At 69.4% G+C, this 26139-nt stretch carries 25 protein-coding genes and 1 tRNA gene; 16 read left to right on the top strand and 10 right to left on the bottom strand.

The genetic code is table 11. The annotated features are described in order from the left end of the window. Positions 1-54 precede the first annotated feature (54 nt). The 6 genes from I6H87_RS15550 to I6H87_RS15525 all read left to right on the top strand — a co-directional run bounded on the left by I6H87_RS15550 (position 55) and on the right by I6H87_RS15525 (position 4539). Entirely contained in the window at positions 55-438 is a 384-nt protein-coding gene (locus I6H87_RS15550) for a hypothetical protein (protein WP_011615476.1), read from the top strand. Between the two features lie 22 nt (positions 439-460). Then, positions 461-808: an ArsC family reductase gene (locus tag I6H87_RS15545; protein WP_010814181.1), complete on the top strand. Its 348-nt coding sequence runs from the start codon at positions 461-463 to the stop codon at positions 806-808. Positions 809-827: 19 nt separating this feature from the next. Continuing rightward, entirely contained in the window at positions 828-1979 is a 1152-nt protein-coding gene (gene dapE / locus I6H87_RS15540; protein ID WP_011615477.1) for a succinyl-diaminopimelate desuccinylase, read from the top strand. A 25-nt stretch (positions 1980-2004) separates the two neighbouring features. Further along, positions 2005-2898, top strand: coding sequence for a 50S ribosomal protein L3 N(5)-glutamine methyltransferase (prmB, locus tag I6H87_RS15535; protein WP_011615478.1), 894 nt, complete (start codon positions 2005-2007; stop codon positions 2896-2898). A gap of 62 nt (positions 2899-2960) precedes the next feature. Then, a complete protein-coding gene (locus tag I6H87_RS15530; RefSeq protein WP_010814184.1) occupies positions 2961-3272 on the top strand; it encodes a hypothetical protein in 312 nt (103 codons plus the stop codon). A gap of 4 nt (positions 3273-3276) precedes the next feature. Then, positions 3277-4539 (top strand): MFS transporter, encoded by a 1263-nt coding sequence (locus I6H87_RS15525; RefSeq protein WP_011615480.1) that lies wholly within the window; start codon positions 3277-3279, stop codon positions 4537-4539. 6 nt (positions 4540-4545) lie between these two features. Here the strand turns inward: I6H87_RS15525 and I6H87_RS15520 are convergent, their stop codons facing one another. Both I6H87_RS15520 and I6H87_RS15515 read right to left on the bottom strand, forming a co-directional pair. After that, positions 4546-5868 carry a HipA domain-containing protein gene (locus tag I6H87_RS15520; RefSeq protein ID WP_010814186.1) on the bottom strand — a complete coding sequence of 441 codons (1323 nt, stop codon included), beginning with the start codon at positions 5866-5868 and terminating at the stop codon, positions 4546-4548. Then, positions 5861-6181, bottom strand: a complete 321-nt coding sequence (locus I6H87_RS15515; RefSeq protein WP_037024885.1) for a helix-turn-helix domain-containing protein — start codon at positions 6179-6181, stop codon at positions 5861-5863. The genes I6H87_RS15520 and I6H87_RS15515 overlap by 8 nt, the downstream gene beginning before the upstream one ends. A 325-nt stretch (positions 6182-6506) precedes the next feature. On the opposite strand from I6H87_RS15515, the gene I6H87_RS15510 reads away from it, so the two are divergent. From I6H87_RS15510 to I6H87_RS15500, 3 genes are all read left to right on the top strand, one after another. Then, positions 6507-7514 carry a tripartite tricarboxylate transporter substrate binding protein gene (locus I6H87_RS15510; protein ID WP_011615481.1) on the top strand — a complete coding sequence of 336 codons (1008 nt, stop codon included), beginning with the start codon at positions 6507-6509 and terminating at the stop codon, positions 7512-7514. Positions 7515-7580: 66 nt separating this feature from the next. Continuing rightward, entirely contained in the window at positions 7581-9131 is a 1551-nt protein-coding gene (locus tag I6H87_RS15505) for a class I adenylate-forming enzyme family protein (RefSeq protein WP_011615482.1), read from the top strand. Between the two features lie 96 nt (positions 9132-9227). Further along, a tRNA-Val gene (locus tag I6H87_RS15500) sits at positions 9228-9304 on the top strand. 64 nt (positions 9305-9368) lie between these two features. Here I6H87_RS15500 and I6H87_RS15495 read toward each other — a convergent pair. Genes I6H87_RS15495 through I6H87_RS15485 form a run of 3 tightly spaced genes read right to left on the bottom strand, consistent with a single transcriptional unit; the run spans position 9369 to position 12552 of the window. Continuing rightward, positions 9369-10517 carry a CaiB/BaiF CoA transferase family protein gene (locus tag I6H87_RS15495; RefSeq protein ID WP_010814190.1) on the bottom strand — a complete coding sequence of 383 codons (1149 nt, stop codon included), beginning with the start codon at positions 10515-10517 and terminating at the stop codon, positions 9369-9371. 14 nt (positions 10518-10531) lie between these two features. Continuing rightward, positions 10532-11545: an NADPH:quinone oxidoreductase family protein gene (locus tag I6H87_RS15490; protein ID WP_010814191.1), complete on the bottom strand. Its 1014-nt coding sequence runs from the start codon at positions 11543-11545 to the stop codon at positions 10532-10534. A gap of 11 nt (positions 11546-11556) precedes the next feature. After that, positions 11557-12552 carry a Bug family tripartite tricarboxylate transporter substrate binding protein gene (locus I6H87_RS15485; protein ID WP_010814192.1) on the bottom strand — a complete coding sequence of 332 codons (996 nt, stop codon included), beginning with the start codon at positions 12550-12552 and terminating at the stop codon, positions 11557-11559. Positions 12553-12793: 241 nt separating this feature from the next. Here I6H87_RS15485 and I6H87_RS15480 point away from each other — a divergent pair, with 241 nt between their 5' ends. The 7 genes from I6H87_RS15480 (at position 12794) to I6H87_RS15450 (ending at position 20958) form a co-directional block, all read left to right on the top strand. After that, a complete protein-coding gene (locus I6H87_RS15480) occupies positions 12794-13294 on the top strand; it encodes a MarR family winged helix-turn-helix transcriptional regulator (protein ID WP_010814193.1) in 501 nt (166 codons plus the stop codon). Between the two features lie 45 nt (positions 13295-13339). Next, positions 13340-14923 carry an ABC transporter substrate-binding protein gene (locus I6H87_RS15475; RefSeq protein WP_011615484.1) on the top strand — a complete coding sequence of 528 codons (1584 nt, stop codon included), beginning with the start codon at positions 13340-13342 and terminating at the stop codon, positions 14921-14923. A 76-nt stretch (positions 14924-14999) separates the two neighbouring features. Continuing rightward, the gene (locus tag I6H87_RS15470) at positions 15000-15941 is read left to right on the top strand and encodes an ABC transporter permease (protein WP_010814195.1); all 942 of its coding nucleotides are present in this window, start codon (positions 15000-15002) and stop codon (positions 15939-15941) included. Between the two features lie 24 nt (positions 15942-15965). Next, the gene (locus I6H87_RS15465) at positions 15966-16895 is read left to right on the top strand and encodes an ABC transporter permease (protein ID WP_011615485.1); all 930 of its coding nucleotides are present in this window, start codon (positions 15966-15968) and stop codon (positions 16893-16895) included. After that, positions 16895-18550, top strand: a complete 1656-nt coding sequence (locus I6H87_RS15460; protein ID WP_011615486.1) for a dipeptide ABC transporter ATP-binding protein — start codon at positions 16895-16897, stop codon at positions 18548-18550. The genes I6H87_RS15465 and I6H87_RS15460 overlap by 1 nt, the downstream gene beginning before the upstream one ends. Before the next feature lie 50 nt (positions 18551-18600). Continuing rightward, entirely contained in the window at positions 18601-19986 is a 1386-nt protein-coding gene (locus I6H87_RS15455) for an amidase (RefSeq protein ID WP_011615487.1), read from the top strand. Positions 19987-20058: 72 nt separating this feature from the next. After that, positions 20059-20958, top strand: coding sequence for a LysR family transcriptional regulator (locus I6H87_RS15450; RefSeq protein ID WP_010814199.1), 900 nt, complete (start codon positions 20059-20061; stop codon positions 20956-20958). 12 nt (positions 20959-20970) lie between these two features. On the opposite strand, the gene I6H87_RS15445 is transcribed toward I6H87_RS15450, so the two are convergent. Genes I6H87_RS15445 through I6H87_RS15425 form a run of 5 tightly spaced genes read right to left on the bottom strand, consistent with a single transcriptional unit; the run spans position 20971 to position 26135 of the window. Next, positions 20971-21933, bottom strand: coding sequence for a phosphatidate cytidylyltransferase (locus I6H87_RS15445; RefSeq protein WP_010814200.1), 963 nt, complete (start codon positions 21931-21933; stop codon positions 20971-20973). Beyond that, on the bottom strand, positions 21930-22556 hold the full coding sequence (locus tag I6H87_RS15440) for a lysophospholipid acyltransferase family protein (protein ID WP_011615488.1): 627 nt from the start codon (positions 22554-22556) through the stop codon (positions 21930-21932). Before I6H87_RS15440 ends, I6H87_RS15445 begins: the two co-directional genes overlap by 4 nt. A 6-nt stretch (positions 22557-22562) precedes the next feature. Beyond that, entirely contained in the window at positions 22563-22997 is a 435-nt protein-coding gene (locus I6H87_RS15435; protein ID WP_231881345.1) for a hypothetical protein, read from the bottom strand. Next, positions 22984-24369: a phosphatase PAP2/dual specificity phosphatase family protein gene (locus I6H87_RS15430; RefSeq protein WP_011615489.1), complete on the bottom strand. Its 1386-nt coding sequence runs from the start codon at positions 24367-24369 to the stop codon at positions 22984-22986. Before I6H87_RS15430 ends, I6H87_RS15435 begins: the two co-directional genes overlap by 14 nt. Then, on the bottom strand, positions 24366-26135 hold the full coding sequence (locus I6H87_RS15425; RefSeq protein ID WP_010814204.1) for a bifunctional alpha/beta hydrolase/class I SAM-dependent methyltransferase: 1770 nt from the start codon (positions 26133-26135) through the stop codon (positions 24366-24368). The genes I6H87_RS15430 and I6H87_RS15425 overlap by 4 nt, the downstream gene beginning before the upstream one ends. Positions 26136-26139 lie beyond the last annotated feature (4 nt).

Below are 26139 nucleotides of genomic sequence, written 5' to 3'. Positions count from 1 at the left end.
GGGCCCGGCCCCGGGGCAGTATTTCCGTTGTCACCCCGCCTGGCCAGGCTGAACATGCCTTCCCTCCGCAAGCGACTCATGGCCCTGGATCCCACCACCGTCAGTACCGTGCTCTCCCTGCTGCCCACCATTCTCGAGCAGGCCAACAAGACCATCGAGAAACTGAAGAAGAACAAGCGCAAGGACGGCACGCCGGAAGGCGCGGTGGCCGACACGCGCGATCCCGCCGCCCGCATCGCCGAGCTGGAAGCCGCTGCCGTGCAGCAGGCCGAGGCCGTCAAGCTGCTGGCCGAGCAACATGCCATCACCATCGACGCGCTGCGCAAGGAAGCCGCCCGGCTGGACCGCCGCCTGCGCCTGATGACCGCGGTGGCCATGGGCGGCGTGGCGCTGGGCCTGGGCGGCCTGGTGATCGCGCTGAACCTGCTGTTCCGCTGAATCCAATCCATCAAGACTAGCCATGACCGTCCTGCTCTACGGCATACCCAACTGCGATACCGTCAAGAAAGCCCGCACCTGGCTGGATGCCAACGGCGTGGCCTACACCTTCCACGACTTCAAGAAGCAGGGCGTGGATGAAGCCATGCTGCGCGGCTGGCTGAAGCATGTGCCGCTGGCCACGCTGCTCAACCGCAAGGGCACCACCTGGCGCACGCTGTCGGACGCCGACAAGGCCCGCGCCGAGCAGGAAGCCGGCGCGATCGCCTTGATGCAGCAAAGCCCGTCGCTGATCAAGCGCCCGGTGCTGGCCCACGATGGCAAGGTGATGGTCGGCTTCTCCGCCGACCAGTACGCCGGCCAGTTCTGATTTCCATTTCCGTAGTCCGATGACCGCCACCCTCGCCCTCACCGAAGACCTGATCCGCCGCCGCTCCGTCACGCCCGCCGACGAAGGCTGCCAGGCCATCCTGGAAACCCGCCTGAAGGCGCTCGGCTTCGACTGCGAAGCGCTCGTCAGCGGCCCCGACGATTTCCGCGTGACCAACCTGTGGGCGGTCAGGCGCGGCACGCAGGGCAAGGACGGCAAGCTGCTGGTCTTTGCCGGCCATACCGACGTGGTGCCGACCGGCCCGCTGGAGCAGTGGCATTCGGACCCGTTCGCGCCGACGCACCGCGACGGCAAGCTGTACGGCCGCGGCGCCGCCGACATGAAGACCTCCATCGCCGGCTTCGTGGTGGCGGTGGAAGAGTTCGTCAAGGCGCATCCTGCGCATGCCGGCTCGATCGCCTTCCTGATCACCAGCGACGAGGAAGGCCCGGCGCACGACGGCACCATCAAGGTGGTCGAGGCCCTGTCCGCACGCGGCGAGCGCCTGGACTACTGCGTGATCGGCGAGCCGACCTCGGTCGACACGCTCGGCGACATGGTCAAGAACGGCCGCCGCGGCTCGCTCTCGGGCAAGCTCACGGTCAAGGGCATTCAGTGCCATATCGCCTACCCGCACCTGGGCCGCAACCCGATCCATGAAGCCGCGCCGGCGCTGGCCGAGCTGGCCGCCGAGGTCTGGGACCAGGGCAACGAGTACTTCCCGCCGACCAGCTGGCAGATGTCGAACATCCACGGCGGCACCGGCGCCACCAACGTGATCCCGGGCCACGTCACCATCGACTTCAACTTCCGCTTCTCGACCGCCAGCACGCCCGAAGGCCTGAAGGCGCGCGTGCATGCGATCCTGGACCGCCACCAGCTCGAATACGCGCTGGACTGGACCCTGGGCGGCGAGCCCTTCCTGACCCCGCGCGGCGAGCTGTCCGACGCGCTGTCGTCGGCGATCGAGGCCGAGACCGGCGTCAAGACCGAGCTGTCGACCACCGGCGGCACCTCGGACGGGCGCTTTATCGCCAAGATCTGCCCGCAGGTGATCGAGTTCGGGCCGCCCAACGCCAGCATCCACAAGATCGACGAGCACGTTGAAGTGCGCTTCATCGAGCCGCTGAAGAACGTTTACCGCGGCGTGCTGGAACGTCTCGTCGCCTGATTTTTTCGCCGGAAGACACCCATACATGGCAACGCCCTCTCCCCTGCGCACCGTGCGCGACCTGCTGCGTCTCGCAGTCTCGCGCTTTACCGCCGCGCGCCTGTCCTTTGGCCACGGCAGCGCCAATGCCTATGACGAAGCCGCCTACCTGGTGCTGCATACGCTGAACCTGCCGCTCGACACGCTCGATCCCTTCCTGGACGCGCGCCTGCTGCCCGAGGAAGTCGATACCGTGCTCAAGGTCATCGAGCGCCGCGTCAATGAGCGCGTGCCGGCCGCCTACATCACGCACGAGGCCTTTATGCACGGCCTGCGCTTCTACGTCGATTCACGCGTGATCGTGCCGCGCAGCTTTATCGGCGAACTGCTGCAGGACGGGCTGGAGCCCTGGGTCGGCGAGACCGACAGCATCGGCCCGGTGCTGGAGCTGTGCACCGGTTCCGGCTGCCTGCCGATCGTGGCCGCGCACGTGTGGCCGAACGCGAAGATCGACGCCGTCGACATCTCGCCCGACGCGCTCGCCGTGGCGCGCCGCAACGTGGCCGACTACAAGATGGACGACCGCATCCGGCTGTATGAAGGCGACCTGTACGCGCCGCTGCCGCACGGCGCCACCTACGACGTGATCCTGACCAACCCGCCCTACGTCAACGAAGGCTCGATGCAGGCGCTGCCGCCGGAATACCTGGCCGAGCCGCGCATCGCCCTGGCCGGCGGCGACGACGGCATGGACGTGGTGCGCCGGATCATCGCCGGCGCCAAGGCGCACCTGAATCCGGGCGGCGTGCTGGTGGTAGAGATCGGCAACGAGCACGCCAACGTGGAAGCCGCGTTCCCTGAACTGGAAATCGTCTGGCTGCCGGTCAGTGCGGGGGATGAGCAGGTATTCCTGCTGACCTACGACGCCCTGCCGGGCTGAGTGGACAGGCAGGCCGGCTCGCCTGCCATGCAATCTGGGCGAACACCGGCCACGCGCCGACCATGCTGACCGCGCACGCTCTACACTCACTGCTAGGCACCACGTTCGGTCTTGTCACCGACCCGTCCGAGCGGGGCAGCGGCAGGACCTACTTCCTGCCGCCCATCACCTGGCAGCCACCGCGGTCGACCCGCATCCTGCACGTACGCACCGATGCCGCCGGCCACGTCGCGCAGGTGCGCCTGTGCATTTCCTCCGATAACAACAACAGCGTGTTCGCTCCGCAGCCGGTGCAGTGGCAAACCCTGCGCCCGCTGGTAGCGGCCGAGATCGCGCAGTACCGAGACTACGCGGCCCGAGCAGGCCGCTGTTGAAGCCGTGACCCCCAGCAACACCCGCCTCCCCGCATCGCCCGACGCCCTGCCCGCCCATGCCCCGGCAGCGCACGCCGCGCGCGGTATCGCCCTGCTGACGTTCGCCTTTGCGCTCAGCCAGTTCTTCCGCTCCTGCCTGGCGGTGATGGCGCCCGAACTGCAGCATGATTTCGGGCTGTCGCCGGCGGGCTTTGGCGCACTGTCTTCGTCGTTCTTCCTGGCCTTTGCCGTGACGCAGATCCCGGTGGGCATTGCCTTCGACCGCTACGGCGTGGGCCGGCCGACCGCGCTGCTGCTGGCGGTGGGCGCGGTGTCGTCGATCCTGTTCGTGCTGGCGCCAAACGGCGCGGCGGCCACGCTGGCGCAGGTAGGGCTGGGGCTGGCATGCGCGCCGGTCTTCATGGGCCTGCTGCATTTCGCCTCCGAGCAGCTGTCCGAGCGCGACTACACCCGCGTGGTCAGCCGCTCCAATGCCATGGGCATGATCGGCGCGCTGTGTGCCACGGCGCCGCTGGGCTGGGCCATCTCGCTGATCGGATGGCGCCCGTCGATGGCGGTATCGGCGCTGGGCATGGTCGCGGCCTGCTATGGTGTGTGGCGCTTCGTGCGCGACCAGGGCCATGCCGAGGCCCGCAGCGCGTCGTGGCCGGCGATGCTGTCGGAAAGCCTGCAGCTGCTGAAGCTGGCGCCGCTGTGGACGCTGATTCCGCTGTGCGTGGCGATGTCCGCCGGCACCGCCTTCCGCAATGCCTGGAGCGGCCCCTACCTGGCCGACGTGTTCGGGCTGGGCTCGGCGCCGCGCGGAGTGGCGCTGGCGCTGCTGAGCCTGGCCGGCTTCCTGACCGCCTTCCTGCTGCCGGTGCTGGTCCGCCGCAACACGCTCAAGACCGCCATCGCCGGCTGGTCGTGCTTTGCCATGTCGGGCTCGTTCCTGCTGGCGCTATGGCCGGACAGCGGCATCGGCTACGGCGTGGCGATAATGGCGCTGCTGTCGACCATCGGCATGCTGCACCCGCTGGTGATGGCGCAGGGCCGCGGGCTGATCACGCCGTCGCGGCGCGGGCGCGGGCTGGGGCTGCTCAACACCTTTGTGTTCCTGGGATCGGCGCTGACGTCATGGGGCTACGGGCTGATCGCCAATGCCGGCCATGTGCGCGGCTGGCCGCTGCCTTCCACCTATGCGGCGATCTTCCTGTCCGCGGGCCTGCTGATTGCCGCCGCGCTGGTGCCCTACTTCTTCAGCCAGCCGCATCCCACCAGTCATTAGCCAGACTCAGGCTGCGGCAAGCGCCCTGACCATGTCGGCGATGATGGTGAAACGGATCACGCGCAGGCAGGCCAGTTCGCCGGCAAACCCGCCGGTGAGCACCGGGCGCTCCCGCGCCATGGCCGCGTTCTGTTGCTCGGCCTGCTCATAGAGCGCCTGCGCGGCCGGCCCGATGCCGCGCAGCATGGCGTCCAGCCGCCGCTCGGCGGTCACGCCGGTCAGGCCCAGCGCGCGCCCTGCCTCCAGCACCAGCGCGCGCGAGAAATCGCTGTAGAACTCCACCCCCAGCACCGGCCAGGCAAAGCGGTGCGCCTGCGGCCAGCCGGTCTTGTCATAGGTGCGGGTGGCGTAAGCCGCCTCGCTGAGCAAATCGTAGAACGGCGCCAGCGCAATGCCGGCATCGGACACCAGGAAGCTCAGGTTCTTCAGGTGCGCGTCCGAATTGCCCACCAGGATGTTGAACACCAGCCAGTCGAACAACCGTGCCCGCGCCACCGCCGGGGCGCGGCACAGCGTTGCCAGTTGCGCCAGCCGCTCGACGCTGCCCTGGTCGTATTTGAAGGTGCGCGGCAGGTTCAGCAGCTGGCAGGCATCGATCGCATGCAGCCGCTGCCACTGCCCTTGCTGCGTGAGATGGCGATCGAAACGGTCGATCAGGTAGACCGGCGACGGCACATAGCGCCGGTGCACGGGCGGCACCTCCAGCTTCAGCCGCGCGGCCAGCGACATCACGAACCACTCGTTGATGACCGAATGCGGATAGATCTCCTGCATCTGGTGGGTCGGCTTCAGGATATGCGTGGACGGCGTATCCGCGCCGGGCTCGAACAGCGCGCCGTCCCGCAGCACCACCGCCAGCTTGTGCTGGGCACCGGCCAGCGACATGCGCTTGACCGCGCCATGCGTGAGCGGCACGCTGGGCAGACTGTGGATGCGGGCGTCGAGCGCGGCATCGCTCAAGGCGCGCAGGGCCGGCGCGGTGGCGGGCCCGCGGCCGGGCGGCAGCAGCGTCAGCGAGCCCGCCGATTCCGCCCCATAGTGGGCCAGCAGGGCAAAGGCATCGGCCTCGTTGCGGATGCTGGCATCGCGTGCCAGCAGCGCACGCTGGCCGTCCTCGGGCAGCAGGTTGTCGAAGTACCACTGCACCGGCCGCAGCGTGCTGCCATCGGCGAGCGCCTCCCGCTGCAGCGGCAGCGCCGGGCTCAGGGCGAAGGCGTGCGGGTTGCCCAGCCACTCCGCGTCATAGCGGAATGACCAGGCATCGCTGGCTTCATGCAGCTCGCCGACCGGCGCTCCGTTGATGCTGGCGACCAGTACGCGCTCAGCCATGCTGGTCGCCTCCCTTGACCGCTGCGCGCCGGTTGCGGCTGCGCGCCTGGCGTTGCCTGAGCTTGGCGAGTTCAGGCGCTACCAGCGGGGCCGCTGCCTCCGGCATATCCACCACCACGCGCAGGCCAAGCCCTTCCAGCACCTGGAACAGCTTGCCCCACTGGATGCCTTCGGCCCCGTTCTCTACGCGCACCATGAAGTTCTCGCTGACGCCGATGGCGCCTGCGGCATCGTCCTGGCGCAGGCCTTGCGCCTTGCGGGCAGCGCGCACGAAGGCGCCGATATCGCCGGGTTCGGTGAGGGTCACTGGCACAAAAATCTCCTTGATTGCAAAGACTTTAGTGTTTCCAGGCGGCGAAATCAAGAAATCTCCCTGATTGCGAAGATTCAAGCCTCTGAACACAGCCGACTGGCAAAATCTCCTCATTCGCAAAGATTATTGCTGTAGCCGACCGCCAGATACAGCCATTCGCACCGGTGCCGCCTATCGCTTCGCTTGCAAAAAGCCAGACTTATCGATTTAAGAATTCCGCTGGCGCGCTTACACCTTTACCGTTTGTGACACCAACATCCCGGCCCGACCTGGCGACAAGGGACAACGGCTGCGCCCGCGGCCGGCATAACGAGGAGACAAGCTGATGGCATCCCTGATCGCATCCCGGCGCCGCGCCTGGGTCCGCCGCGCATGGCTGGCCGGCATGCTGGCCACCGCGGCCGCAACCGCCTTGCCGTCCGGCGCCAGCGCCGAGACCTGGCCATCGCGCCCGGTCCAGCTGCTGATCCCCTACCCGCCGGGCGGCAGCGCCGACCTGCTGGCCCGCCCGGTCGCAGCCAGGCTGCAGGAGCGCCTGGGCCAGCCCGTGGTGCTGGACTACCGGCCCGGCGCCGGCGGCACCATCGCCAGCCAGGCGCTGGCGCGGGCCAAGCCCGACGGCTACACCCTGATCATGGTGCTGGCCGCCCATGCCATCAATGCCAGCCTGTACCCGAAGCTGCCCTATGACACGCGCAAGGACTTCGCGCCCGTCTCGCTGGTGGCCAGCCTGCCGATGATCCTGGCCGGGAGCCCCTCGCTGCAGGCCACCAACGTGAAGGAGCTGATTGCCGAGGCCAAGGCCGCGCCCGGCAAGCTGACCTTCGCCTCGGCCGGCAACGGCAATACCGGCCACCTGGCGGGCGAATTGTTCGATTCCGTCGCGGGTATCAAGATGACCCACGTTCCGTACAAAGGCAGCGCACAAGTGGTGACGGCAATGCTGTCGGGCGAGGTCCAGCTGACCTTCGACAGCATCTCCACCACCCTGCCGCATGTGAAGAGCGGCAAGCTGCGCGCACTGGCCGTGACCGGCAGCCAGCGCGCCGCGGTCGCGCCCGAGGTGCCGACGCTGGCCGAGGCCGGCGTGCCGGGCATCAGCATCACCGGCTGGTACGCGATGCTGGCACCGGCCGGCACGCCGCAGCCCGTGATCGACCGGCTCAGCACCGAGATTGCCACGGTGCTGCGCCAGCCCGAACTGAAGGCGACGCTGGCCGCCAACGGCTATGAGCCGGTGGGCTCGACTCCCGCCGCGCTGCGCACCCATATCGACGCCGAGATCAACCGCTGGAGCAAGGTGGTGAAGGACTCCGGCGCACAGATCCAGTAAGACTGCTTCGATCCATCATTGCTCATCGGGCGCCGCCAGGCCGGCGTCCGCATTCCCTTGCCGAACATGACCCAACCGACCCCGCTCCAACGCCCCTTTACCACCATGTCCGTGCTCGTGCGCGAGCACGCCACGCAGCGCCCCACGCAGCGCGCCCTGATGCATGGCGAGCGCGTGCTCGACTATGCCGGCCTCGATGCCGCCATGGACCGCATTGCCGCGGCGCTGGCCCGCGACGGCGTGCGCCCCGGCGAGGCCATCGCCATCTGCGCGTCGTCCTCGATCGAATACGCCGCGGTGTACCTGGGCGCGGTGCGCGCAGGCGTGGTCGTGGCGCCGCTGGCACCGTCATCCACGCCGGACAGCCTGGCCGGCATGGTTGCCGACGCGGCCGCGCGCATCCTGTTCACGGATGCCACCGTGGCCGACGTGCTGCAGCCCGTGCGCGACCAGCTGGCCGCCACGCCCATCGTCACGCTGGACGGCAGCGACGCAGGCCAGCCATACCAGGCCTGGCTGGCACCCGCCGGCACACCGGTGACCGAGCCCGGGATCCGCCCGGAGATGCCGCTCAACATCATCTATTCCTCGGGCACCACCGGCACCCCCAAGGGCATCGTGCAGTCGCACGGCATGCGCTGGGCCCATGTGTCGCGCGGCGCCGCCACCGGCTACGGCACGCATGCGATCACGCTGCTGTCGACGCCGCTGTATTCCAACACCACGCTGGCCAGCTTCTTCCCGACCATCGGTCTGGGCGGCACGGCGATCCTGATGGCCAAGTTCGATGCGGGCCAGTACCTGGCGCTGGCGCAGCAGCATCGCGCCACGCACACCATGCTGGTGCCGGTGCAGTACCAGCGGCTGCTGGCGCATCCGGAGTTCGACCGCCATGACCTGTCGTCCTTCCAGCAGAAGTTCTGCACCAGCGCGCCGTTCAGCCCCGCCCTGAAGGCCGAAGTGCTGCGGCGCTGGCCGGGCGCGCTGACCGAGCTGTACGGCATGACCGAAGGCGGCGGCGGCTGCCTGCTGTTCGCCGACCAGTTCCCCGATAAGCTGCATACCGTGGGGCGCCCCGCCACCGGTGCCGACGTGCGCATCATCGACGACGAGGGCCGCGAACTGCCGCCCGGCAGCACCGGGGAAGTGGTGGGCCGCTCGGCGGCGATGATGAACGGCTACCACAACCAGCCGGAAAAGACCGCCGAGACCGAGTGGCACGACGCGCAGGGCCAGCGCTTTATCCGCACCGGCGACATCGGCCGCTTTGACGAAGACGGCTTCCTGGTGCTGATGGACCGCAAGAAGGACATGATCATCTCGGGCGGCTTCAACATCTACCCGAGCGATCTCGAGGCGGTGGTGCGCGAACACCCGGCGGTGGCCGATGTGTCGGTGGTGGGCGTGCCGTCGGAGCGCTGGGGCGAGACCCCGGTGGCCTTCGTCGCGCTGCGCGCCGGCGGCGGCGCCACGGCACAGGACGTGCTGGCCTGGGCCAACCAGCACCTGGGCAAGACCCAGCGGCTGGCCGCGATCCATGAGGTGGAGAGCCTGCCGCGCAGCGCCATCGGCAAGGTGCTCAAGCGCGAACTGCGCGACCGCATCACCGGCGCCTGACGCGCCGCGCACGGCACAAGCGCAAGCATCCACACAAAAAGTTGGCGAGGATGCTTGCGCAATCAAAAAGGCGTCTCTATAATTCGCGCCTTCGCTAGGCTCGTAGCTCAGCTGGTTAGAGCACCACCTTGACATGGTGGGGGTCGTTGGTTCGAGTCCAATCGAGCCTACCAACGCACAACGGAACACGGACGGTACGCATTGCGCACCGTCCGTTTTTCTTTTCCGGCGCCGCTTTCAGGTGCCGATGCCGAACTCCGCCAGCACCGCTTCGGTATGCTGGCCCAGCGCCGGCGCATTCCCTGCCGGCCGTTCCGATCCTGCCATGCCTGGCAGGTTGGCCCACGGCACTTCGCCGATCCCAGCCAGCGGCAGCCGGCCGAACACGCCCGCCTGCGCGCATTGCGCGCTCTGCGGCAGGTCCCGTGCATGGCCCACGCGCGCGAACAGCACATCGTGCTCGGTCAGCAGCGCCTCCCAATGCGACAGCGGCTGTGCTGCAATCGCCTGCGCCACGCGCCGGCCCAGCTCCGCCGCGCGCGGCAGACGGCCGGCGCTGGTGTGCAGCGTGATATCGGCCAGCCAGTCGTCGAAACCCAGCAGCGTTGCCAGCCGCACGAACATGGCGTCGTTGAGCATGCTCAGGTACAGCCGGCCATCGGCCGCATCGAACAGCCCGGTGGGCGCATTGGCCACGGCCAGTTCCGCATCGGGGAACATGGCGTCATCCACCATCAGGTAGGACTGCAGCGCGGCACTGGTCTCCAGCAGCGACAGCCGCACGTGCCGGCCGCGGCCGTTGCGCGCGGCCTTGTACAGCGCTGCCGACGCATGCTGGGCCGCATAGAGCCCGGTGCTCAGGTCGACCATGTAGAAGGCGATGCGGCGCGGCTGGCCGGCGCTGTCGCGGTTCAGGTGCATCAGGCCGCTGAAGGCCTGCATGGTGGTGTCCACCGCTGGCATGTTCGCCATCGGGCCGGCATGGCCGTAGCCAGAGATCGAGACATAGACCAGCGCCGGGTTGCGCGCGGCCAGCGCCTCGTAGCCGACGCCCATGCGCTCGGCCACGCCGGGGCGGAAGTTCTGGATCACCACGTCGGCCTGCTGCGCCAGCCTGGCGATGGCGGCCCGGCCGCTGTCGCTGCGCGCGTCCAGCAGCACGCTCTCCTTGCCCGCGTTGCAGGCGACCGCGATCGCGGTCTGGCCGGCGCGGATGCGTCCCATCTGCCGCGACCAGTCGCCTCCCGGCGGCTCCACCTTGACCACGCGCGCGCCCTGCTGGCGCAGGATCAGGCCGCAGTACGGGCCGGCGATGCCCTGGCTCAGGTCGAGCACGGTCAGGCCGTCGAACATGGCATCGTCCGTTGCCGCTTGTGCATGGTGCATGTCGTGCCCTCCGTTCAGATATCCAGCATGATCTTGCCGATGGCGCGGCGCGACATCGTGGTGTCGACGGCGCTGAGCCAATCGCTCAGTGGGAAGTGCTGCAGCACGGGCGGCGCCAGCTTGCCGCTGGCTGCCGCCTGCATGATCTCGGCCACCATCGCCTGCACCGGCTGCGCAAAGCGCCGGCGCTCGTCGGTCAGGCCCCAGCCGATGTAGTAGCCGTAGTTGAAGCCGATCAGGGTCAGGTTCTTCACCAGCAGCAGGTTGGCCGGCACCTCCGGGATGCGCCCGCTGGCATAGCCGATCGACAGCAGCCGCGCGCCCGGCGCCGCGCAGCGCAGCGAGGCGTCGAAGAGATCGCCGCCGACCGGATCGAACACCACGTCGGCCCCGCCCGCGGGGCACAGCGCCTTGACCGCTGCCGCCAGCGTGGCCGCGTCGGACGGCAGCGCATGCGCGGCGCCGTTGCGCAGCGCCGCCTCGCGCTTGGCCTCGGTGCTGGCGGTGGCGATCACGCGCGCGCCCATCAACCGGCCCACCTGTACCGCGGCCGTGCCCAGCGCGCCGCTGGCGCCATGGACCAGCATGGTTTCGCCCGGCTGCAGCGCGGCGCGCCAGGCCAGCGCCGCCCAGACCGTGCCATAGGTGATGGGCAGCGCCGCCGCCTGGGCCAGCTCCAGCCCGTCAGGCACCGGATAGACCGTGTCGGCCATGGCCACCGCTTCCTCGGCGAAGCCGCCCCAGTCCAGCGCCGCGGCCACGCGCTGGCCCGGGCGCAGCCGCGTGACATCAGGCGCCACCTCGATGATTTCGCCCGCGGCCTCGGTGCCGGGGATGAACGGCAGCGGCGGCTTGCGCTGGTACTTGCCGGACACAAACAGGCTCAGCGCAAAGCCCACGCCGGCATGGCGCACACGGATGCGCACCTGGCCCGGCGCCAGCGGCTGGCGCGGCAGGCGTTGCAGTTCCAGCTCGCTCCAGTGGCACCAGCGGGAGCAGACCAGCCCCAGGTAATCGGTCTCTTGCATCGGGACTCCTGTCATTCGAGCGTGATGCCGACATCGCTGATGATGCGGCTCCATTTGTCGCGGTCGTTCTTCATCACCGTGGCGAAGGCTTCCGGCGTGCTGCCGACCGGCACCAGATTCAGGTCCTGCATCTTCTTCGCGATTTCCGGCAGGCGCACGATGCGCGCGACCTCGCGCGACAGGGCATCGACCCGTGCTTTCGGCACGCCGGCGGGGAACAGCAGGCCCATCCACGCATCGGGCTCGAAGCCCTTGTAGCCGGCCTCCCGGAAGGTCGGCACCTTGGGCAGCAGCGCCGAACGCTCCGCGCCAGCGATCGCCACCGGCGCCAGCTTGCCGCCCTGCAGCAGCGGCATGGCCGTGCCCACGGCAATAAAGCCCAGCTTCACATGGCCGGCCGCCAGGTCGGTGGCCAGCGGCGCGCCGCCCTTGTAGGCGACGTGTTCCATCTGCAGCCCGGCCTCGCGCTTGAGCAACTCTCCCAGGATATGGCCGGTCGTCCCCGCGCCATACGACCCGTACGGATACTTGCCGGGATTGGCCTTGAGCAGCGCCACCACCTCCGGCAGCGTGCGCGCCGGGAAGTCCGGCGACACCGCCAGGATGGTGGACGAGATCGCCACCTCGCTGACCGGCGTGAAGTCCGCGATCGGGTCATAGCCGATACCCCGGTACAGCGACGGGTTCTGCACGTGCGCAGTGAAGGTCAACAGCGCGGTGTAACCGTCCTTTGCTGCGCGGGCAACGTACTTGGTACCCGTGGTGGTGCCCGCGCCAGGCTTGTTGTCGACGATGACCGGCTGGCCCCAGCTCCTGGTCAGTTCCTGCCCGATCAGCCGCGCCACGGCGTCGTTCACATTGCCCGCCACCGACGGCACCACGATGGTGAGCGGGCGCGACGGATAGGGCTCGGCGGAGGCGGGATCGGCGGCGCAGACTGCCGCCGGGATGGCCGCCAGCAGCATGGCGGCCACGGCTGCGCGCAGCCGTGCGGAACGGTGTTGCATCGGTGTGTCTCCTGTCCTGGCTCCCTTCTGTGGTGCCCGCGGGAGTGCGGTGCGCGAGGGATGCCAACGCAGTCTAGGCCAGCACCCCGCCCGGCGTGATTCCCGCGCGGCGCGGGCCAAGTCCTGCCAGGCATGGCGCAGCGCCGCATTGCCCTACCCCGGGAAATCCCTCATGGCCCAGCCCCCTCGCCGGTCACTATTATTCGTTGAAATTTTCAACTATCGAATTTTTCATCTATTCATGCCACGCGCTCTCCGGCTCAAGTCCGACTACATCAACATCCTGCTCGACATGGCCGCCGAGCGCACGCGCGAACGCGGCTCGCGCGTGTATGAAGAGAAATTCGGGGTCTCGCTGCGGGACATCCGCCTGCTGCGGATGATCGGATCGGCGCCCGGCATCACCATGGGCCAGCTGGTGCAGCAGTCTGCGATCGAGAAGACGCTGGCGTCCAAGCTGGTTGGCGCGCTGGTCAAGCGCGACCTGGTGCAGCGCGAGATCAGCACGGAAGACGCGCGCCAGGTGTGCCTGTTCCTGAGCGAGGCCGGCGTCGACCTGGTGCGGCGCGCCGAGCCGCTCGGCATCGAGCTGGAAGCGGGCTTCCTGCACTGCCTGACGCCGGCCGAGATCGACGCGCTGCGCGCCACGCTGGTCAAGCTGATCGAAGCCGAGGCCGCTTCGCGCGAGTCCTTCGAGCGGTATCTCCAGAAGCTGCGCGAGCGCGGCACCACCACGCCCTGACCGGCGCCCTTTGTCCCCCCACCCCGCCCCCGAGAGATGATGACCATGATGTCTGCAATCCCGCTTCGCCGTGCCGGTGCCGTCGCGTTGTGCGCCCTGGCATGCATGTCCGCCGGCAGCGCAATCGCCGAGACCGTGCTGCGCACCGTGCCGTCGTCCGACCTGAAGATCCTGGACCCGGTCTGGACCACCGCGAACATCACGCGCAACCATGGCCTCATGATCTACGACACCCTGTTCGGCATGGACGAGAAGGGCGTGATCCGGCCGCAGATGGTGGACAAGACCAGCACCAGCGCCGACAACAAGACCTGGACCTTCACGCTGCGGCCAGGGCTCAAGTTCCATGACGGCACGCCGGTCACCGCGCAGGACGTAATCGCCTCGCTGGCGCGCTGGGGCAAGCGCGACGTGCTGGGCCAGCGCATGTATGAAGCCATGGCCAGCATCACTGCCGAAGGCCCGGCCACGGTGCGCATGACTTTCCGCCAGCCCTTCGGCGCAGTGCTGGATGCGCTGGGCAAGCCCAGCCCGCTGGTGCCGTTCATCATGCCCAAGCGTGTCGCCGAGACGCCTGCCGACAAGCAGATCGACGACCTGACCGGCTCCGGCCCCTTCACGCTGAAGAAAGAGGACTTCCGGCCCGGCGACCGCGTGGTCTACCGTCGCAATCCCGACTATGTGCCGCGCAAGGATGCGCCGTCCGGCCTGGCCGGCGGCAAGGCCGTGCACGTCGACCGCGTCGAATGGGTGTTCCTGCGCGATACGCAGACCCAGGTAAACGCGCTGCTCAACGGCGAGGTGGATATCCTCGAGGTCGTGCCGTCATCGCACTATCCGCAACTGCGCACCGACAAGCGGGTGCAGATGGTCGACATCATGCCCGCCGGCCCCTTCACCGTGATCTACAACCACAAGGTGCCGCCGTTCAATGACGCCAGGGTGCGCAAGGCCGCGATGCTGGCGATCAACCAGGAAGCGATGCTGCGCGCGCAGGCCACCTACCGCGACTTCTACAAGCCGTGCGCCTCGATCTACCTGTGCGGCTCGCCCTATGCCAGCGACCAGACCGGCTTCTTCACCGGCAAGCCGCAGTTCGAACAGGCGCGCAAGCTGCTCAAGGAGTCCGGCTATGACGGCAAGCCAGTGGTGATCATGCTGCCGGGCGATGCCCCCGCGCTGAGCCGCCTGCCGGTGGTCTACGGCCAGCTGCTCAGGCAGGTGGGCTTCAATGTCGACGTGCAGGCCACCGACTGGAGCACCCTGATCACGCGCCGCACCAGGAAGGAACCGCCCGAGAAAGGCGGCTGGAATGCCTACATCACCTTCTGGGGCGGCGTCGACGCCAGCAGCCCCATCACCTACAGCCCGCTGACCGGCAACGGCGACCGCGGCTACTTCGGCTGGCCGGAAGACGCCGAGCTGGAAACCCTCAAGACCCGCTTCATCGAAACCGCGGACGCCGCGCAGCGCAAGGACATCGCCACCAGGATCCAGCTGCGCGCCATCGAAAACGGCATCCTGGCGCCCGTCGGCGAAGGCAAGGCGCCCACCGTGGTGCGCAGCGGTGCGATCAGCGGCCTGCTGCCGGCACCGGCGGTGCTGTACTGGAACGTGCGCAAGCAATAGCCCGCTACGGCGCCCGCGGTCCCGGCTGCCGTGCCGCCAGCCTGCTGACCTCCCTTTCCCCCAACGAGGTAGTGCCATGATGAATTTCCTGGTCCGCCGCAGCCTGGCCACCGTGCCAGTGCTGGCGGTGGTGGCTGTCATCGTCTTCACGCTGCTGCGGCTGACCCCCGGCGACCCGGCAGCGGCCATTGCCGGCGACGCCGCCAGCGTGGAAGACATCGCCCGCATCCGCACCCAGCTCGGGCTGGATCAAGCGCTGCCGCGCCAGTTCATCGGCTGGCTCGGCCACGTGCTGGGCGGCGACCTGGGCTATTCCTTCTTCTACAAGATGCCCGTGACCACGCTGATCGCGCAGCGGCTGGAGCCCACGCTCTCGGTGGCGGCGCTGACCATCGTGCTGACCGTGCTGACGGCGGTGCCGCTGGGCACGCTGGCGGCCTACCGGCGCGGCCGCTGGCTCGACCGCCTGGTGATGGGCGGCTCCGTGCTGGGCTTCTCGGTGCCGATCTTCGTGGCCGGCTACCTGATGATCTGGGTGTTCTCGCTGCACCTGGGCTGGCTGCCGTCGCAGGGCTACAGCCGCCTGGCCGACGGCATCTGGCCATGGCTGCGCAACCTGGCCCTGCCCTGCGTCACGCTGTCGGTGATGTCGTGCGCGCTGGTGGCGCGCACGACCCGCGCCGCCGTGTCCGAAGCACTGACCGAGGACTTCGTGCAGACCGCGCGCGCCAAGGGCATTCCGGAGTGGCGCATGCTGACGCGCCATGCGCTGGCCAATGCCGCGGTGCCGATCGCCACCGTGATCGGGCTGAGCGTGGCCGGCCTGATCGGCGGCGTGGTCGTGACCGAGAGCATCTACGCCATTCCCGGTGTCGGCCAGCTCACAGTGGATGCCGTGCTGTCGCGCGACTACCCGCTGATCCAGGGCATCACGCTGTTCTTCTCGGTCTCGTACGTGGTCATCAACCTGCTGGTGGACGCGAGCTATCTGCTGCTCGATCCCCGCATTCGCTACTGATATCTCCCACGGAAACCCGGCCCCATGACCTCACTCACCACTGCCATCGAATCCGCCCCGCCCGGCACCGGCGCCCGTCCCTCGCGGCTGCGCGCGGTGCTGGCCAACGGTGCCGTGCGCGCCGGCGGCACCATCCTCGGCCTGATGCTGTTCCTTGCCGTGGCCGCGCCCTGGCTCTACACCATCGATCCCAACACCATGGACCCCGCCAGCAGCCAGCTGGCCCCCTTCACGCGCGCCGAGATCGTGACGCTGGCCGGCGATGCCTTCGAACGCCTGTTCCCGCTGGGCACCGACAGCCTGGGCCGCGACATCTGGAGCCGCACGTTGTACGGCGCGCGGGTCTCGCTGGCGGTCGGGGTGTCGGTGGCGCTGGCCTCGGTGCTGCTGGGGCTGGCGGTCGGGCTGGTATCGGGCTATGTGCGCTGGCTGGACGGCTTCATCATGCGCGTGATGGACGGCATGATGGCCATCCCCGGCATCCTCTTCGCCATCGTGCTGGTGGCCGCCTGGCGGCCCAGCCTGCTGACGGTGATCGTGGCCATGACCGTGCCCGACACGCCGCGCGTGGCGCGCCTGGTCCGATCGGTGGTGCTGTCGGTACGTGAAGAGCCTTATGTCGAGGCCGCCATCGCGCTCGATACGCCGACCTGGAAACTGATGCTGCGCCACATCCTGCCGAACACCATCGCGCCGCTGCTGGTGCAGGGCACCTTTATCTGCGCCGGCGCGATGCTGGTGGAAGCGGTGATGTCCTTCCTCGGCATCGGCCTGCCCACCGACATCCCCACCTGGGGAAACATCATGGCCGAGGGGCGCGCCCATTTCACCGCGCATCCGCACAGCGTGCTGCTGCCCGGCGCCTTCCTGGCGGTAACGGTGCTGGCCGTCAACATGCTCGGCGACGGCCTGCGCGACACCCTCGACCCCAAGTTCAGCAAGCGGAGTGCCTGATGATGCCAACGAACACGACCGAGTCGGCGGCCGCGGACTCGGCCACGCCCTGCCTGCGCGTGCGCGACCTGCGCATCGACCTGCCGCCCGGCGCCGACCGGCCGCATGCGGTCCAGGGGGTTTCCTTCGACGTCATGCCGGGCGAAGTGGTCTGCCTGCTGGGCGAATCGGGCTCAGGCAAGTCCGTGGTCGCGCGCGCGGTGATGGGCTTGCTGCCCGAAGGCCTGAAGGTCTCAGGCGGCAGCATCGCGCTGGCCAGCGAAGACCTGCTGGCGGCCACCCCCGCACGCCGGCGCGAACTGCGCGGCACCGGCGTGGCCATGGTGTTCCAGGAACCCATGACCGCGCTGAACCCGGTCATGCGCTGCGGCCGGCAGGTCGAGGAAATGCTGGCGCAGCACACCAGCCTGGGCGCCGCGCAGCGGCGCGAGCGCGTGCTGTCGATCTTTGCGCGCGTGCGGCTGCCGGATCCCGAGCGGATCTACGACGCCTATCCGCACCAGCTGTCCGGTGGGCAGCGCCAGCGCATCGTCATCGCCATGGCGCTGATCCTGCGCCCGGCCCTGCTGGTGTGCGATGAGCCCACCACCGCGCTGGACGTGACCACGCAGGCCGAGATCCTGGCACTGGTGCGCGAACTGCAGCACGAGAACCAGACCGCGGTGCTGTTCATCACGCACGACTTCGGCGTGGTCGCCGACATTGCCGACCGGGTGGTGGTGCTGCAGCTTGGCCGCCAGGTGGAAAGCGGGCCGAAAGACCGGGTCTTGCGCCAGCCCGAGGCGGACTACACCCGCATGCTGCTCAATGCCGTGCCGGGACTGGAGCCCGCGCAGCGCCCGTCGGTGGCGCAGCGAGCGTTGCTGCTCGACGCCAGCGGCATCGGCAAGACCTATGTCTCGGGAGCCTGGCCGGGCCGGCGCCGCGTGGTCGAGGCGGCCACCGATGTGTCATTGCAGGTGCGGGCGGGCGAGACCGTCGGCATCGTGGGCGAGTCCGGCTCGGGCAAGTCCACGGTGGCGCGCTGCATCGCGCGGCTGATCGAACCGTCCGCGGGCAATATCCAGGTGCTGCCCGAAGCCGCGCAGCAACTGCCGCGCCGCGCGCAGCTGTCCGCGTTCCGGCGCATGGTGCAGGTGGTGTTCCAGGACCCCAACCGCTCGCTCAATCCGCGCCGCACGGTGGGCCAGTCCATCGTCGAAGGCGCGGTCAATTTCGGCGCGACGCCCGCGCAGGCGTGGCAACGCGCCGAGTCGCTGATGGAACTGGTGCGGCTGCGGCCCGACGCGCTGCACCGCTACCCGAGCGAGTTCTCCGGCGGCCAGCGCCAGCGCATCTGCATTGCCCGCGCGCTGGCGTGCGAGCCGCGCGTGCTGATCGCCGATGAAGCGGTGTCGGCACTGGACGTCTCGGTGCAGGCGCAGATCCTGAAGCTGCTGGCCGATATCCAGCAGCGGCTTGCCATCGGCATCCTCTTCATCACCCACGACCTGCGCGTGGCCAGCCAGGTGTGCGACCGCCTGATCGTCATGCACAAGGGCCGCGTGGTCGAGCAAGGCGCCACGCGCGACGTCGTGCTGTCGCCGCGCCAGGACTACACCCGCGCGCTGCTGGCCGCCGCGCCGGGACGCCACTACCCGTTCGGTGTGCAGTAACGCCGGCGATGCAGATTCCCAAGCGCCAGCCAACCCTCTCGGAAAAGACAATGAAGACTCCGCTCTACGCACTCAGCGCCGCCGACCTGCTCAGCAACTACCGCCAGCGCGAACTCTCCCCGGTCGAAGTCATGCAGTCGGTGCTGGACCGCATCGAACACTGGGAGCCCGGCATCCGTGCGATGTACGTGGTGCATGCCGAGCAAGCGCTGGCCGCCGCGCGCAGCGCCGAGGCGCGCTGGCTGGCCGGCACCCCGAACGGCCCGCTCGACGGCGTGCCGGTGACGCTGAAGGAGAACATCGCCACGCGCGGCACGCCGGTGCCGCTCGGCAGCGCCGCCACCGTGCTGGCGCCGGCACCGGCCGATGCGCCGGCCGCGGCGCGCCTGCTCGAGGCCGGCGCAATCGTGGTCGGCAAGACCACCATGCCGGATTTCGGCTTCCTGGGCGCGGCGCCGTCCAGCTTCCATCCGCTCACGCGCAACCCGTGGAAGCTGGACCGCAACACCGGCGGCTCCAGTTCCGGCGCCGGCGCCGCGGCTGCGGCGGGCTACGGCCCGCTCCACCTGGGCACGGATATCGGCGGCTCGGTGCGTATTCCCGCCAGCTTCTGCGGCGTTTTCGGCCTGAAGCCCAGCCATGGCCGCGTGCCGGTCCATCCGCCAGCCGCCGCGCGCGTGATCGGTCCGCTGACGCGCACCGTGGCCGACGCCGCGCTGGCGATGCAGGCGATCTCGCGCCCCGATGCCCGCGACTACATGAGCCTGCCTCCGCAGGACATCGCCTGGCAGCAGCTTGAGCGCGATATCCGCGGGCTGCGCATCGGCCTGTGGCTGGACCCGAGCGGCGACTGGCAGGTCGATGCCGAAGTCCGCGCGGCGGTGCTGGCGGCAGCGCACCTGTTCGAGCAAGGCGGTGCCGTGGTCGAACCCGTGCGCGACTGGACCACCATGGACATGCGCATCGGCATGGCGCACTTCTTCACCATGCGCTGCCGGGTCGACCTGGCCGGGATGCCGCCGGAGCGCGCCAGCCTGGCGGCAGGCTACATCCGCAAGGCCGCCGAGTTTGCCGGCACGCTCACGCCGGAGCAGACCTTCCAGGCCTTCACGCGCATGCAGCAGCTGCGCGAGGCCACCGTGGCCGCGACCCAGCCCTATGATTTCGTGATCTCGCCGGTGTCACCGGTGCTGCCCTTCGCCGCCGATGCCATCAACAGCGGCGGCGACCTGCCGCTCAAGGACTCTCACTTCACAGCGGTGTTCAACCACTCCGAACAGCCCGCGGCATCGATCCCCTGCGGCATGTCGCGCGACGGCCTGCCCATCGGGCTGCAGATCTCCGGCCGGCGCTTTGACGACCTGGGCGTGCTGCAGCTGGCGCACTGGTTCGAGCGCGCCTCGGAACCCCAGCGGCAATGGCCTGAGCCGCACTAAGCCCTGCGTGACCGGCGCGGGGGAGGTGCGGCGCTACAATGGCCCGCACCGACCCCAGCGCCATCACGCCCCATGCGATTCGAGGATCTTGAAGCCTTCCTGGTTGTCATCGAGCAAGGCAACCTGCACCGCGCCGCCGACACCCTCGGCATGACCCAGTCCGGCCTGTCCAAGACGCTGGCGCGGCTGGAAGGCGAAGCCGGCATGCCCTTGTTCGAGCGCACCCCGCGCGGGCTGGTGCCGACCAGCGTGGGCCGCACCCTGGCCGCCCATGCGCGCCGGATCGCGCTGGCGGCGGGCGACATGCGCAACGAACTGGCCGAGCAGCGCGCGGCGCGCGCGGGCACGGTGCGCCTGGGCGCCATCCCCTACCTGCTGCCGTCGCTGCTGTCGCCGCTGCTGGCCCGCTTCTTCCTGAGCCGGCCGCTGGCCACGTTCTCGATCGAGACCCACCTGAGCGCGCGCCTGATGGCGATGCTGCAGAACGGCGAGGCCGACCTGATCCTGGGCGCGCGCCCGACCAGCCTGCCGCCGGACATTGCCTGGCTGCCGCTCGGTCCGCTGACCATGCAGATCGTGTCCCGCACCGGCCATCCGCGCCGCGAGGGCTTCCGCACGCTGGCCGACCTGAGCGGCGAGCGCTGGGTGGTGCCGGCGAGTTCGCTCTACCTGCGCCAGTGGCTGGAGGAACGGTTTACCTCGGTCGGGCTGCCGCCGCCGCGCGTGGCAGTGGAAAGCACGGCGTCGCCGGTGGCCTTCGGCGAGCTGCTGCGGCACTCGGACCTGCTCGGCATCATGCCGCCGCGCATGCTGCACCAGGCCGAGGGCCAGGGGCTGGCCGCGATCGAGGCGCCAGGCATGTCGTGGCAGCATGAGCTGGCCGTGCTGTGGCGCGCCGATGGCTACCTGTCGCCGATCTGCCAGGACTTCCGCGATGCAGTGGTGGCGTGGTGCGAAGAGATGGAGCTGTGAGGGCCGGGGTGCTCAGGGCACCCACCAGTAGCGGGTGATATGGAAGAACACCGGCGCGGCGAACACCACTGAGTCCAGCCGGTCCAGCATGCCGCCGTGGCCCTGGATCATATGGCCCCAGTCCTTGATGCCGCGGTCGCGCTTGATCGCCGACATCACCAGCCCGCCGAGGAAACCCATCAGCGCAATCACCAGCGCAATCGCGCCGGCCTGCCACGGCGAGAACGGCGTGATCCACCACAGCGCCGCGCCCAGCGCGGTGGCACTGGCCACGCCGCCGACAAAGCCCTCGACGGTCTTGGACGGCGACAGCAGCGGCGCGATCTTGCGCTTGCCGCACAGCTTGCCCCACACATACTGCAGCACGTCGCTGCCCTGCACCACGATCACCAGGAAGGCGATCAGCAGCAGGTTGCGGCCTTCAAAGCCCGGGATCGGCAGCGTCAGCAGCGCCGGCACGTGCGAGATGCAGAACACGCACACCATCACCGCCCACTGCACTCCGGCGCAGCGCTCCAGGAAGCGCGTGGTCTCGGACGACAGCGCCGCCAGGATCGGCAGGATCAGGAAGGCATAGACCGGGATCAGGATCGAGAACATGCCGTACCAGCCGATATAGACCAGCACGTACTGCAGCGGCAGGAACACGAAAAAGGCGGCGACGATGGCGTGATGGTCGCCGCGCCGCGTGGTGATGATGGTGACGAACTCGCGCAGCGCGAAGAACGAAAGCAGGTAGAACAGCACGATCACCGCGGTGCGGCCCAGCGCAAAGGCCACGCCCATGATGCCGATCATCCACCACCAGGCCCAGACGCGCTGCGCCAGGTTGTCGATCACCGCGTGCTGGCCGCCGCCCGCCACCCGCCAGCGCAGCAGCGCGGTCACGGTGGAGGCCAGCAGCAGCACGCCGAACAGTCCGCCGAACAGCAGCCAGGTCTCGGGGCTCCAGTGCAAAGTGGGCATGGCGGTCATTCCAGCTCCGGGGCAAGCGCGAGCAGGCCGTCGCGACAGCGCGCAAGGAAGGCTTCCTTGCTGTCCTCGGCGGCCAGCAGCACCGGCTGCCCAAAGGTGACGGTGCACAGCAGCGGCACCGGCACGACTTCGCCCTTGGGCATCACGCGGTTGAGGTTGTCGATCCACACCGGCACGAACTCCACCCCGGGGCAGGCCCGCGCCAGGTGGTAGATGCCGCTCTTGAACGGCAGCAGGCGCGCGTCGGTGGTATTGCGCGTGCCTTCGGGAAACAGGATCAGCGAGTCGCCGGATGCCAGCGCGCCGTGCATCAGCGCCACCGGGTCGCTGCCTGGTTCGCTGCGGGTGCGGTCGATCAGCAGCGCGTGGAATACGTCGCGGCCGATAAAGCGCCGCAGCGACGAGCGATCCCAGTAGTCGGCACCGGCCACCGGGCGCGTGACTGTGCGCAGGTCGGGCGGCAGGCAGCCCCAGATCAGCACGAAGTCGCCGTGGCTGCTGTGGTTGGCAAAGTAGACGCGCTGCACCGCGGCGGGGATGCAGCCCTGCCAGTTGGCGCGCATGCCGGTCAGCAGCCGGGCGAAGACGATGATGGCGCGCGCGGTCGCGCGGGCAAGCCACATGGTTGGTTACCTCAGGATCACGGTCAGCAAGGCCAGCGCCAGCTGGCACACAGTCAGCGCGGCGCTGGCGCGCACCAGCCGCAGCGCACCGCGGGCGCGGTCCGGCAACGGACGGCCGGCGCGCTGCGCCGGCATCCAGCCCAGTTCGAGCAGCGCGGCGTCCAATCCGGCCAGGTCGGGCTGGTCCTGCCGCCCGGCCGCGAGCGCATCGAACAGCCGGCGGTCGATGGCAACGCGCAGCAGCAGCCAGACCTGGGGCAGCGCCAGCAGCAGCGACGCGGCCGCCAGCACGCGCGGGACCGGCGTGGCCACCCCCAGCCATACCGTGGCCACGCCGAAAGCCAGCCCGGCCGCGCCGATCCACACGGCGCCCGACAGCGCCCCGGCGACGGCGTGCGCGATCCAGGCATCAGTGCCTTGCGTGAACTCAGCGGCCATCATCGGGCTCCGGCATGGCGGGACGGTCCAGGCAGCGTTGCAGCGCCTCAGCATGTTCGCGCCCGAGCACCACCGCCGGGCGATGCTCGCGCAGCAACGCCAGCGCAGCGCCGGCGTCGCGCAGTCCCTGCTGGCGCGCCAGCCATGCGGCGGCAACCAGCGCGCTGCGCGAATAGCCGAGCGCGCAGCTGACCAGCACGCGGCGGCCCTGCCGCTGCCAGGCGTCGAGTTGAGCCACGGCCTTGTCCAACTGCTCCGGCGTCGGCACGGTCAGGTCCAGTACCGGCACGCAACGATACGCAAGCGCCGGGTCGGTGGCTGCGCGCGACAGTTCGGCGGTCAGGTCGAGGACGGCGTCCGCCCCGATCGCGCGCAGTTCGGCGCGGGTCGGGAAGCGGCCAACCCAGATGCCGTCCGCGATGGCACTGGGCTGCGGCGCGCGCCGCGTCCACCAGCGCGAATTGAGGAAGGCGCCCAGCAGGTACGGCGCCAGCACCCAGCGCGCGGCCGGGGCCATCATCCCATCGCCGTCCTTCTGGAACCACGCCGGCGCGGCCAGCGCGTAGATCCGGGCGACGCAGGCCAGCGCCAGCGCGGCCCACAACAGCAGCAACGCCAGCGTCACCGACGCACCCACCGCCAGCACCGCGCACAGCAACCCCACCAGCGCGCCCACGGTGTAGCGGCGCGACAGCTGGCGCGTGCGCGCATCCGGCGCGCCTGCAGCGGGCCGTTGCATCGGGAACAGGTAAACGCACAGCCAGCCCACCAGCGCGCCGGTGGGCACATCGATCAGGTGGTGCTGCCAGGTGGTCAGCACCGAGACCCCGATCAGCGCAAACCAGCCGTGCAGCAGCCAGCGCCAGCCGCCGCGCAGGTGCGCCGCAAAGGCGACCCACAGGATCACCAGCAGGCTGATATGCAGCGACGGCGCCTGGTTGAACGGCAGGTCGAAACCGCCCAGCAGCGTGAACAGCTGGCCCGGCAGGCCGTCGGCCTCGGGCCGGGCAAAGCTGAAGCGCAGCGGGAAGGCGATAAAGCACGCCACCGACACCAGCTGCGCCAGTACCAACCGCCTGACGTGCGTGAGCAGCGCCGCGCGCGTGCGCCACAGGAAGAAGGAGATGCCGTACAGCAGGTCGATCGACCAGTACGGCACGATGGTCCACGGCAGGAACGGGATCCCCTGCTCCCATTCGAAATAGACCGCCGGAACGTTGGCGCGCTGGCTCGCCAGCCAGTTGGCAAAGCCGTAGCTGGAGAAAAAGAACGCGCCGGCCAGCGCCAGCAGCAGGCAGGCCAGCCCCCAGGGCCGGTTGCCTGCAGGCAGCTGCGAATGCGCCCCGGCGCCAACCTCCGTCGGCACCGTGCTCATGCGCCGCGCCTGCGCGCCAGGCTGACGGTGAAGATGCCCCACGGGTCGATACGCTGGGTCACCTTGTCAAAGCCAGCGGCCCGCACCAGTTCGTCCATCTCGGCCTGCGAGCGGCGGCGCATCACCCAGGCGGCGCCGGCGCGGTGGCTGGTGAGCGCGCGCGCGATGAATTCCAGCTGCGGATGCCAGGGCTGGCCGGTGTAGACCAGATAGCCGCCGGGCGGCACCGCGCGCGCCAGGCCCTCGAGCGAGCGCCGCACCATCGCGTTGTCGGGAAACAGTTCGTACAGGCCGGAAACCACCGCCAGTGTCGGCGCCGGTGCCAGCGCCGCCAGGCTGTCGCCGTCGAAGGCATCGCCCTGCTCGAAGCGGGCCACGTCCGCGAGGTCCTTGGCGGCGATCAGGGCGCGGCCCTGCTCGACGTTCAGCGGGCTGTAGTCGCGCAGCAGGATCGACTCGACCGCCGCGGCGCCGCCATCCAGCGCGCCCAGCGCCTCAAGCACATAGCGCCCGTGCCCGGCGGCGATGTCGACGATCCGCACCGGCATGCCGCCCGCGCGCAGCCGCCGCACGGCCTCGGCGATCAGGGCCTCGGCGTGGACCTTGCGCTGGCGGATGCCGCGCCAGCCGATCGCGTCCAGGTACTGCTGGTCGGCCAGCCGGCCCAGCTTGCCGCGGCCCGAGGGGGCGTTGCGGTAAACATAGTCGAGCGTCGAGCCCGAGTCGAAGCCGGTCTCATGGCCCAGCCGCACCCCGTCCGACAGTATTCCGCCCAGCTTCAGGTTGGCCCGCGCCGCGCGCCAGTACCAGGCGGCCAGCCCGACAGGCGCCGACGCCAGGCGGTCGGATTCCTCGCGGAACGGGCCGATCTGGTCGGCATCGAGCAGCGAGCGCGGCGCCGACGGCATGTCGAATTCGCGCAGGATAAAGCGGCGCGCGGCATCGACCGCCAGCTTGCGGTCGCGCTCACCGAGCGTGTCGTGATAGAAGCCGTCCAGCACGATGCGCTCCTTGGTGCGCGCACCCAGGCGCTCATAGAAGCGGTCCTGCGGCCCGCGATGCACGACCCAGTCGGCGCCGGAGATCAGCAGCTGCGTCGGCACCGTGATCGCCGCGGCATCGGCGACGATGCGCTCCGCCGTGTCGTACAGGTCCAGCAGGATATTGACCGCGATCGGGCGCGTGATCAGCGGATCGCTGTCGTAGCTGGCGATGCGCTCGGGATCGTGCGTGAGGAACTTGGCCTTGACGTAGCTGTTGACGAAAAACTTGCCGCGCAGGCGCTGCATCAGCTTCAGCCCCGGCCGCGCAAAGGGCACGTAGAGCTTGACCTTGAACGCGGGCGAGGCCAGCACCAGCGCGCGGATCGGCGGCGCGTAGTCGTGCACCCAGGTGGCGGCCAGCACCGCGCCCACGCTCTGCGCGATCACCGCGGTGCGTTCCAGCGGGATGCCGTGGACCTCGGCGATATGGGTGGTGAAGGTCTGGATATCGCGCACCGAGTCCGCCAGGCTGGGGCTGTAGCCGCGCTCGCCGGGCGAACGGCCGTGGCCGCGCGCATCCCAGGCAAAGATCTCGTAGCCGGGCAGGTTCAGTTCGTCGGCCAGGTGGGCGACCCGGCCGGAATGCTCATGGCCGCGATGGAACAACACCACGGCGCCGCGCGCCGGGCCCTCCACCGCCGGCCAGTGCCGATAGAACAGCGTCTGGCGGTCGTGGGTCTCGAATTGCCGCTCTTGCGGCTGGCGCGTCGACGGTCGGTCCATCTCG

It is taken from the genome of Cupriavidus necator (genome assembly GCF_016127575.1).
In the GTDB taxonomy this organism is placed as follows: Bacteria; Pseudomonadota; Gammaproteobacteria; order Burkholderiales; family Burkholderiaceae; genus Cupriavidus; species Cupriavidus necator_D.
Note: the sequence above shows the minus strand (reverse complement) of the source record. Positions and strands in the feature narration are given on the sequence as shown.

What these genes read in the sequence shown, in the direction of transcription:
- I6H87_RS15490 (WP_010814191.1), bottom strand. Translation starts at nt 11,545, where the DNA reads ATGCAAGAGACCGATTACCTGGGGCTGGTCTGCTCCCGCTGGTGCCAC.
- I6H87_RS15520 (WP_010814186.1), bottom strand. Translation starts at nt 5,868, where the DNA reads ATGGCTGAGCGCGTACTGGTCGCCAGCATCAACGGAGCGCCGGTCGGC.
- I6H87_RS15460 (WP_011615486.1), top strand. Translation starts at nt 16,895, where the DNA reads ATGATGCCAACGAACACGACCGAGTCGGCGGCCGCGGACTCGGCCACG.
- I6H87_RS15435 (WP_231881345.1), bottom strand. Translation starts at nt 22,997, where the DNA reads ATGATGGCCGCTGAGTTCACGCAAGGCACTGATGCCTGGATCGCGCAC.
- I6H87_RS15430 (WP_011615489.1), bottom strand. Translation starts at nt 24,369, where the DNA reads ATGAGCACGGTGCCGACGGAGGTTGGCGCCGGGGCGCATTCGCAGCTG.
- I6H87_RS15425 (WP_010814204.1), bottom strand. Translation starts at nt 26,135, where the DNA reads ATGGACCGACCGTCGACGCGCCAGCCGCAAGAGCGGCAATTCGAGACC.
- I6H87_RS15470 (WP_010814195.1), top strand. Translation starts at nt 15,000, where the DNA reads ATGATGAATTTCCTGGTCCGCCGCAGCCTGGCCACCGTGCCAGTGCTG.
- I6H87_RS15530 (WP_010814184.1), top strand. Translation starts at nt 2,961, where the DNA reads ATGCTGACCGCGCACGCTCTACACTCACTGCTAGGCACCACGTTCGGT.
- I6H87_RS15550 (WP_011615476.1), top strand. Translation starts at nt 55, where the DNA reads ATGCCTTCCCTCCGCAAGCGACTCATGGCCCTGGATCCCACCACCGTC.
- I6H87_RS15505 (WP_011615482.1), top strand. Translation starts at nt 7,581, where the DNA reads ATGACCCAACCGACCCCGCTCCAACGCCCCTTTACCACCATGTCCGTG.
- I6H87_RS15475 (WP_011615484.1), top strand. Translation starts at nt 13,340, where the DNA reads ATGATGTCTGCAATCCCGCTTCGCCGTGCCGGTGCCGTCGCGTTGTGC.
- I6H87_RS15545 (WP_010814181.1), top strand. Translation starts at nt 461, where the DNA reads ATGACCGTCCTGCTCTACGGCATACCCAACTGCGATACCGTCAAGAAA.
- I6H87_RS15480 (WP_010814193.1), top strand. Translation starts at nt 12,794, where the DNA reads ATGCCACGCGCTCTCCGGCTCAAGTCCGACTACATCAACATCCTGCTC.
- I6H87_RS15450 (WP_010814199.1), top strand. Translation starts at nt 20,059, where the DNA reads ATGCGATTCGAGGATCTTGAAGCCTTCCTGGTTGTCATCGAGCAAGGC.
- I6H87_RS15440 (WP_011615488.1), bottom strand. Translation starts at nt 22,556, where the DNA reads ATGTGGCTTGCCCGCGCGACCGCGCGCGCCATCATCGTCTTCGCCCGG.
- I6H87_RS15510 (WP_011615481.1), top strand. Translation starts at nt 6,507, where the DNA reads ATGGCATCCCTGATCGCATCCCGGCGCCGCGCCTGGGTCCGCCGCGCA.
- I6H87_RS15455 (WP_011615487.1), top strand. Translation starts at nt 18,601, where the DNA reads ATGAAGACTCCGCTCTACGCACTCAGCGCCGCCGACCTGCTCAGCAAC.
- I6H87_RS15495 (WP_010814190.1), bottom strand. Translation starts at nt 10,517, where the DNA reads ATGCACCATGCACAAGCGGCAACGGACGATGCCATGTTCGACGGCCTG.
- dapE (WP_011615477.1), top strand. Translation starts at nt 828, where the DNA reads ATGACCGCCACCCTCGCCCTCACCGAAGACCTGATCCGCCGCCGCTCC.
- I6H87_RS15465 (WP_011615485.1), top strand. Translation starts at nt 15,966, where the DNA reads ATGACCTCACTCACCACTGCCATCGAATCCGCCCCGCCCGGCACCGGC.
- I6H87_RS15485 (WP_010814192.1), bottom strand. Translation starts at nt 12,552, where the DNA reads ATGCAACACCGTTCCGCACGGCTGCGCGCAGCCGTGGCCGCCATGCTG.
- I6H87_RS15445 (WP_010814200.1), bottom strand. Translation starts at nt 21,933, where the DNA reads ATGACCGCCATGCCCACTTTGCACTGGAGCCCCGAGACCTGGCTGCTG.
- prmB (WP_011615478.1), top strand. Translation starts at nt 2,005, where the DNA reads ATGGCAACGCCCTCTCCCCTGCGCACCGTGCGCGACCTGCTGCGTCTC.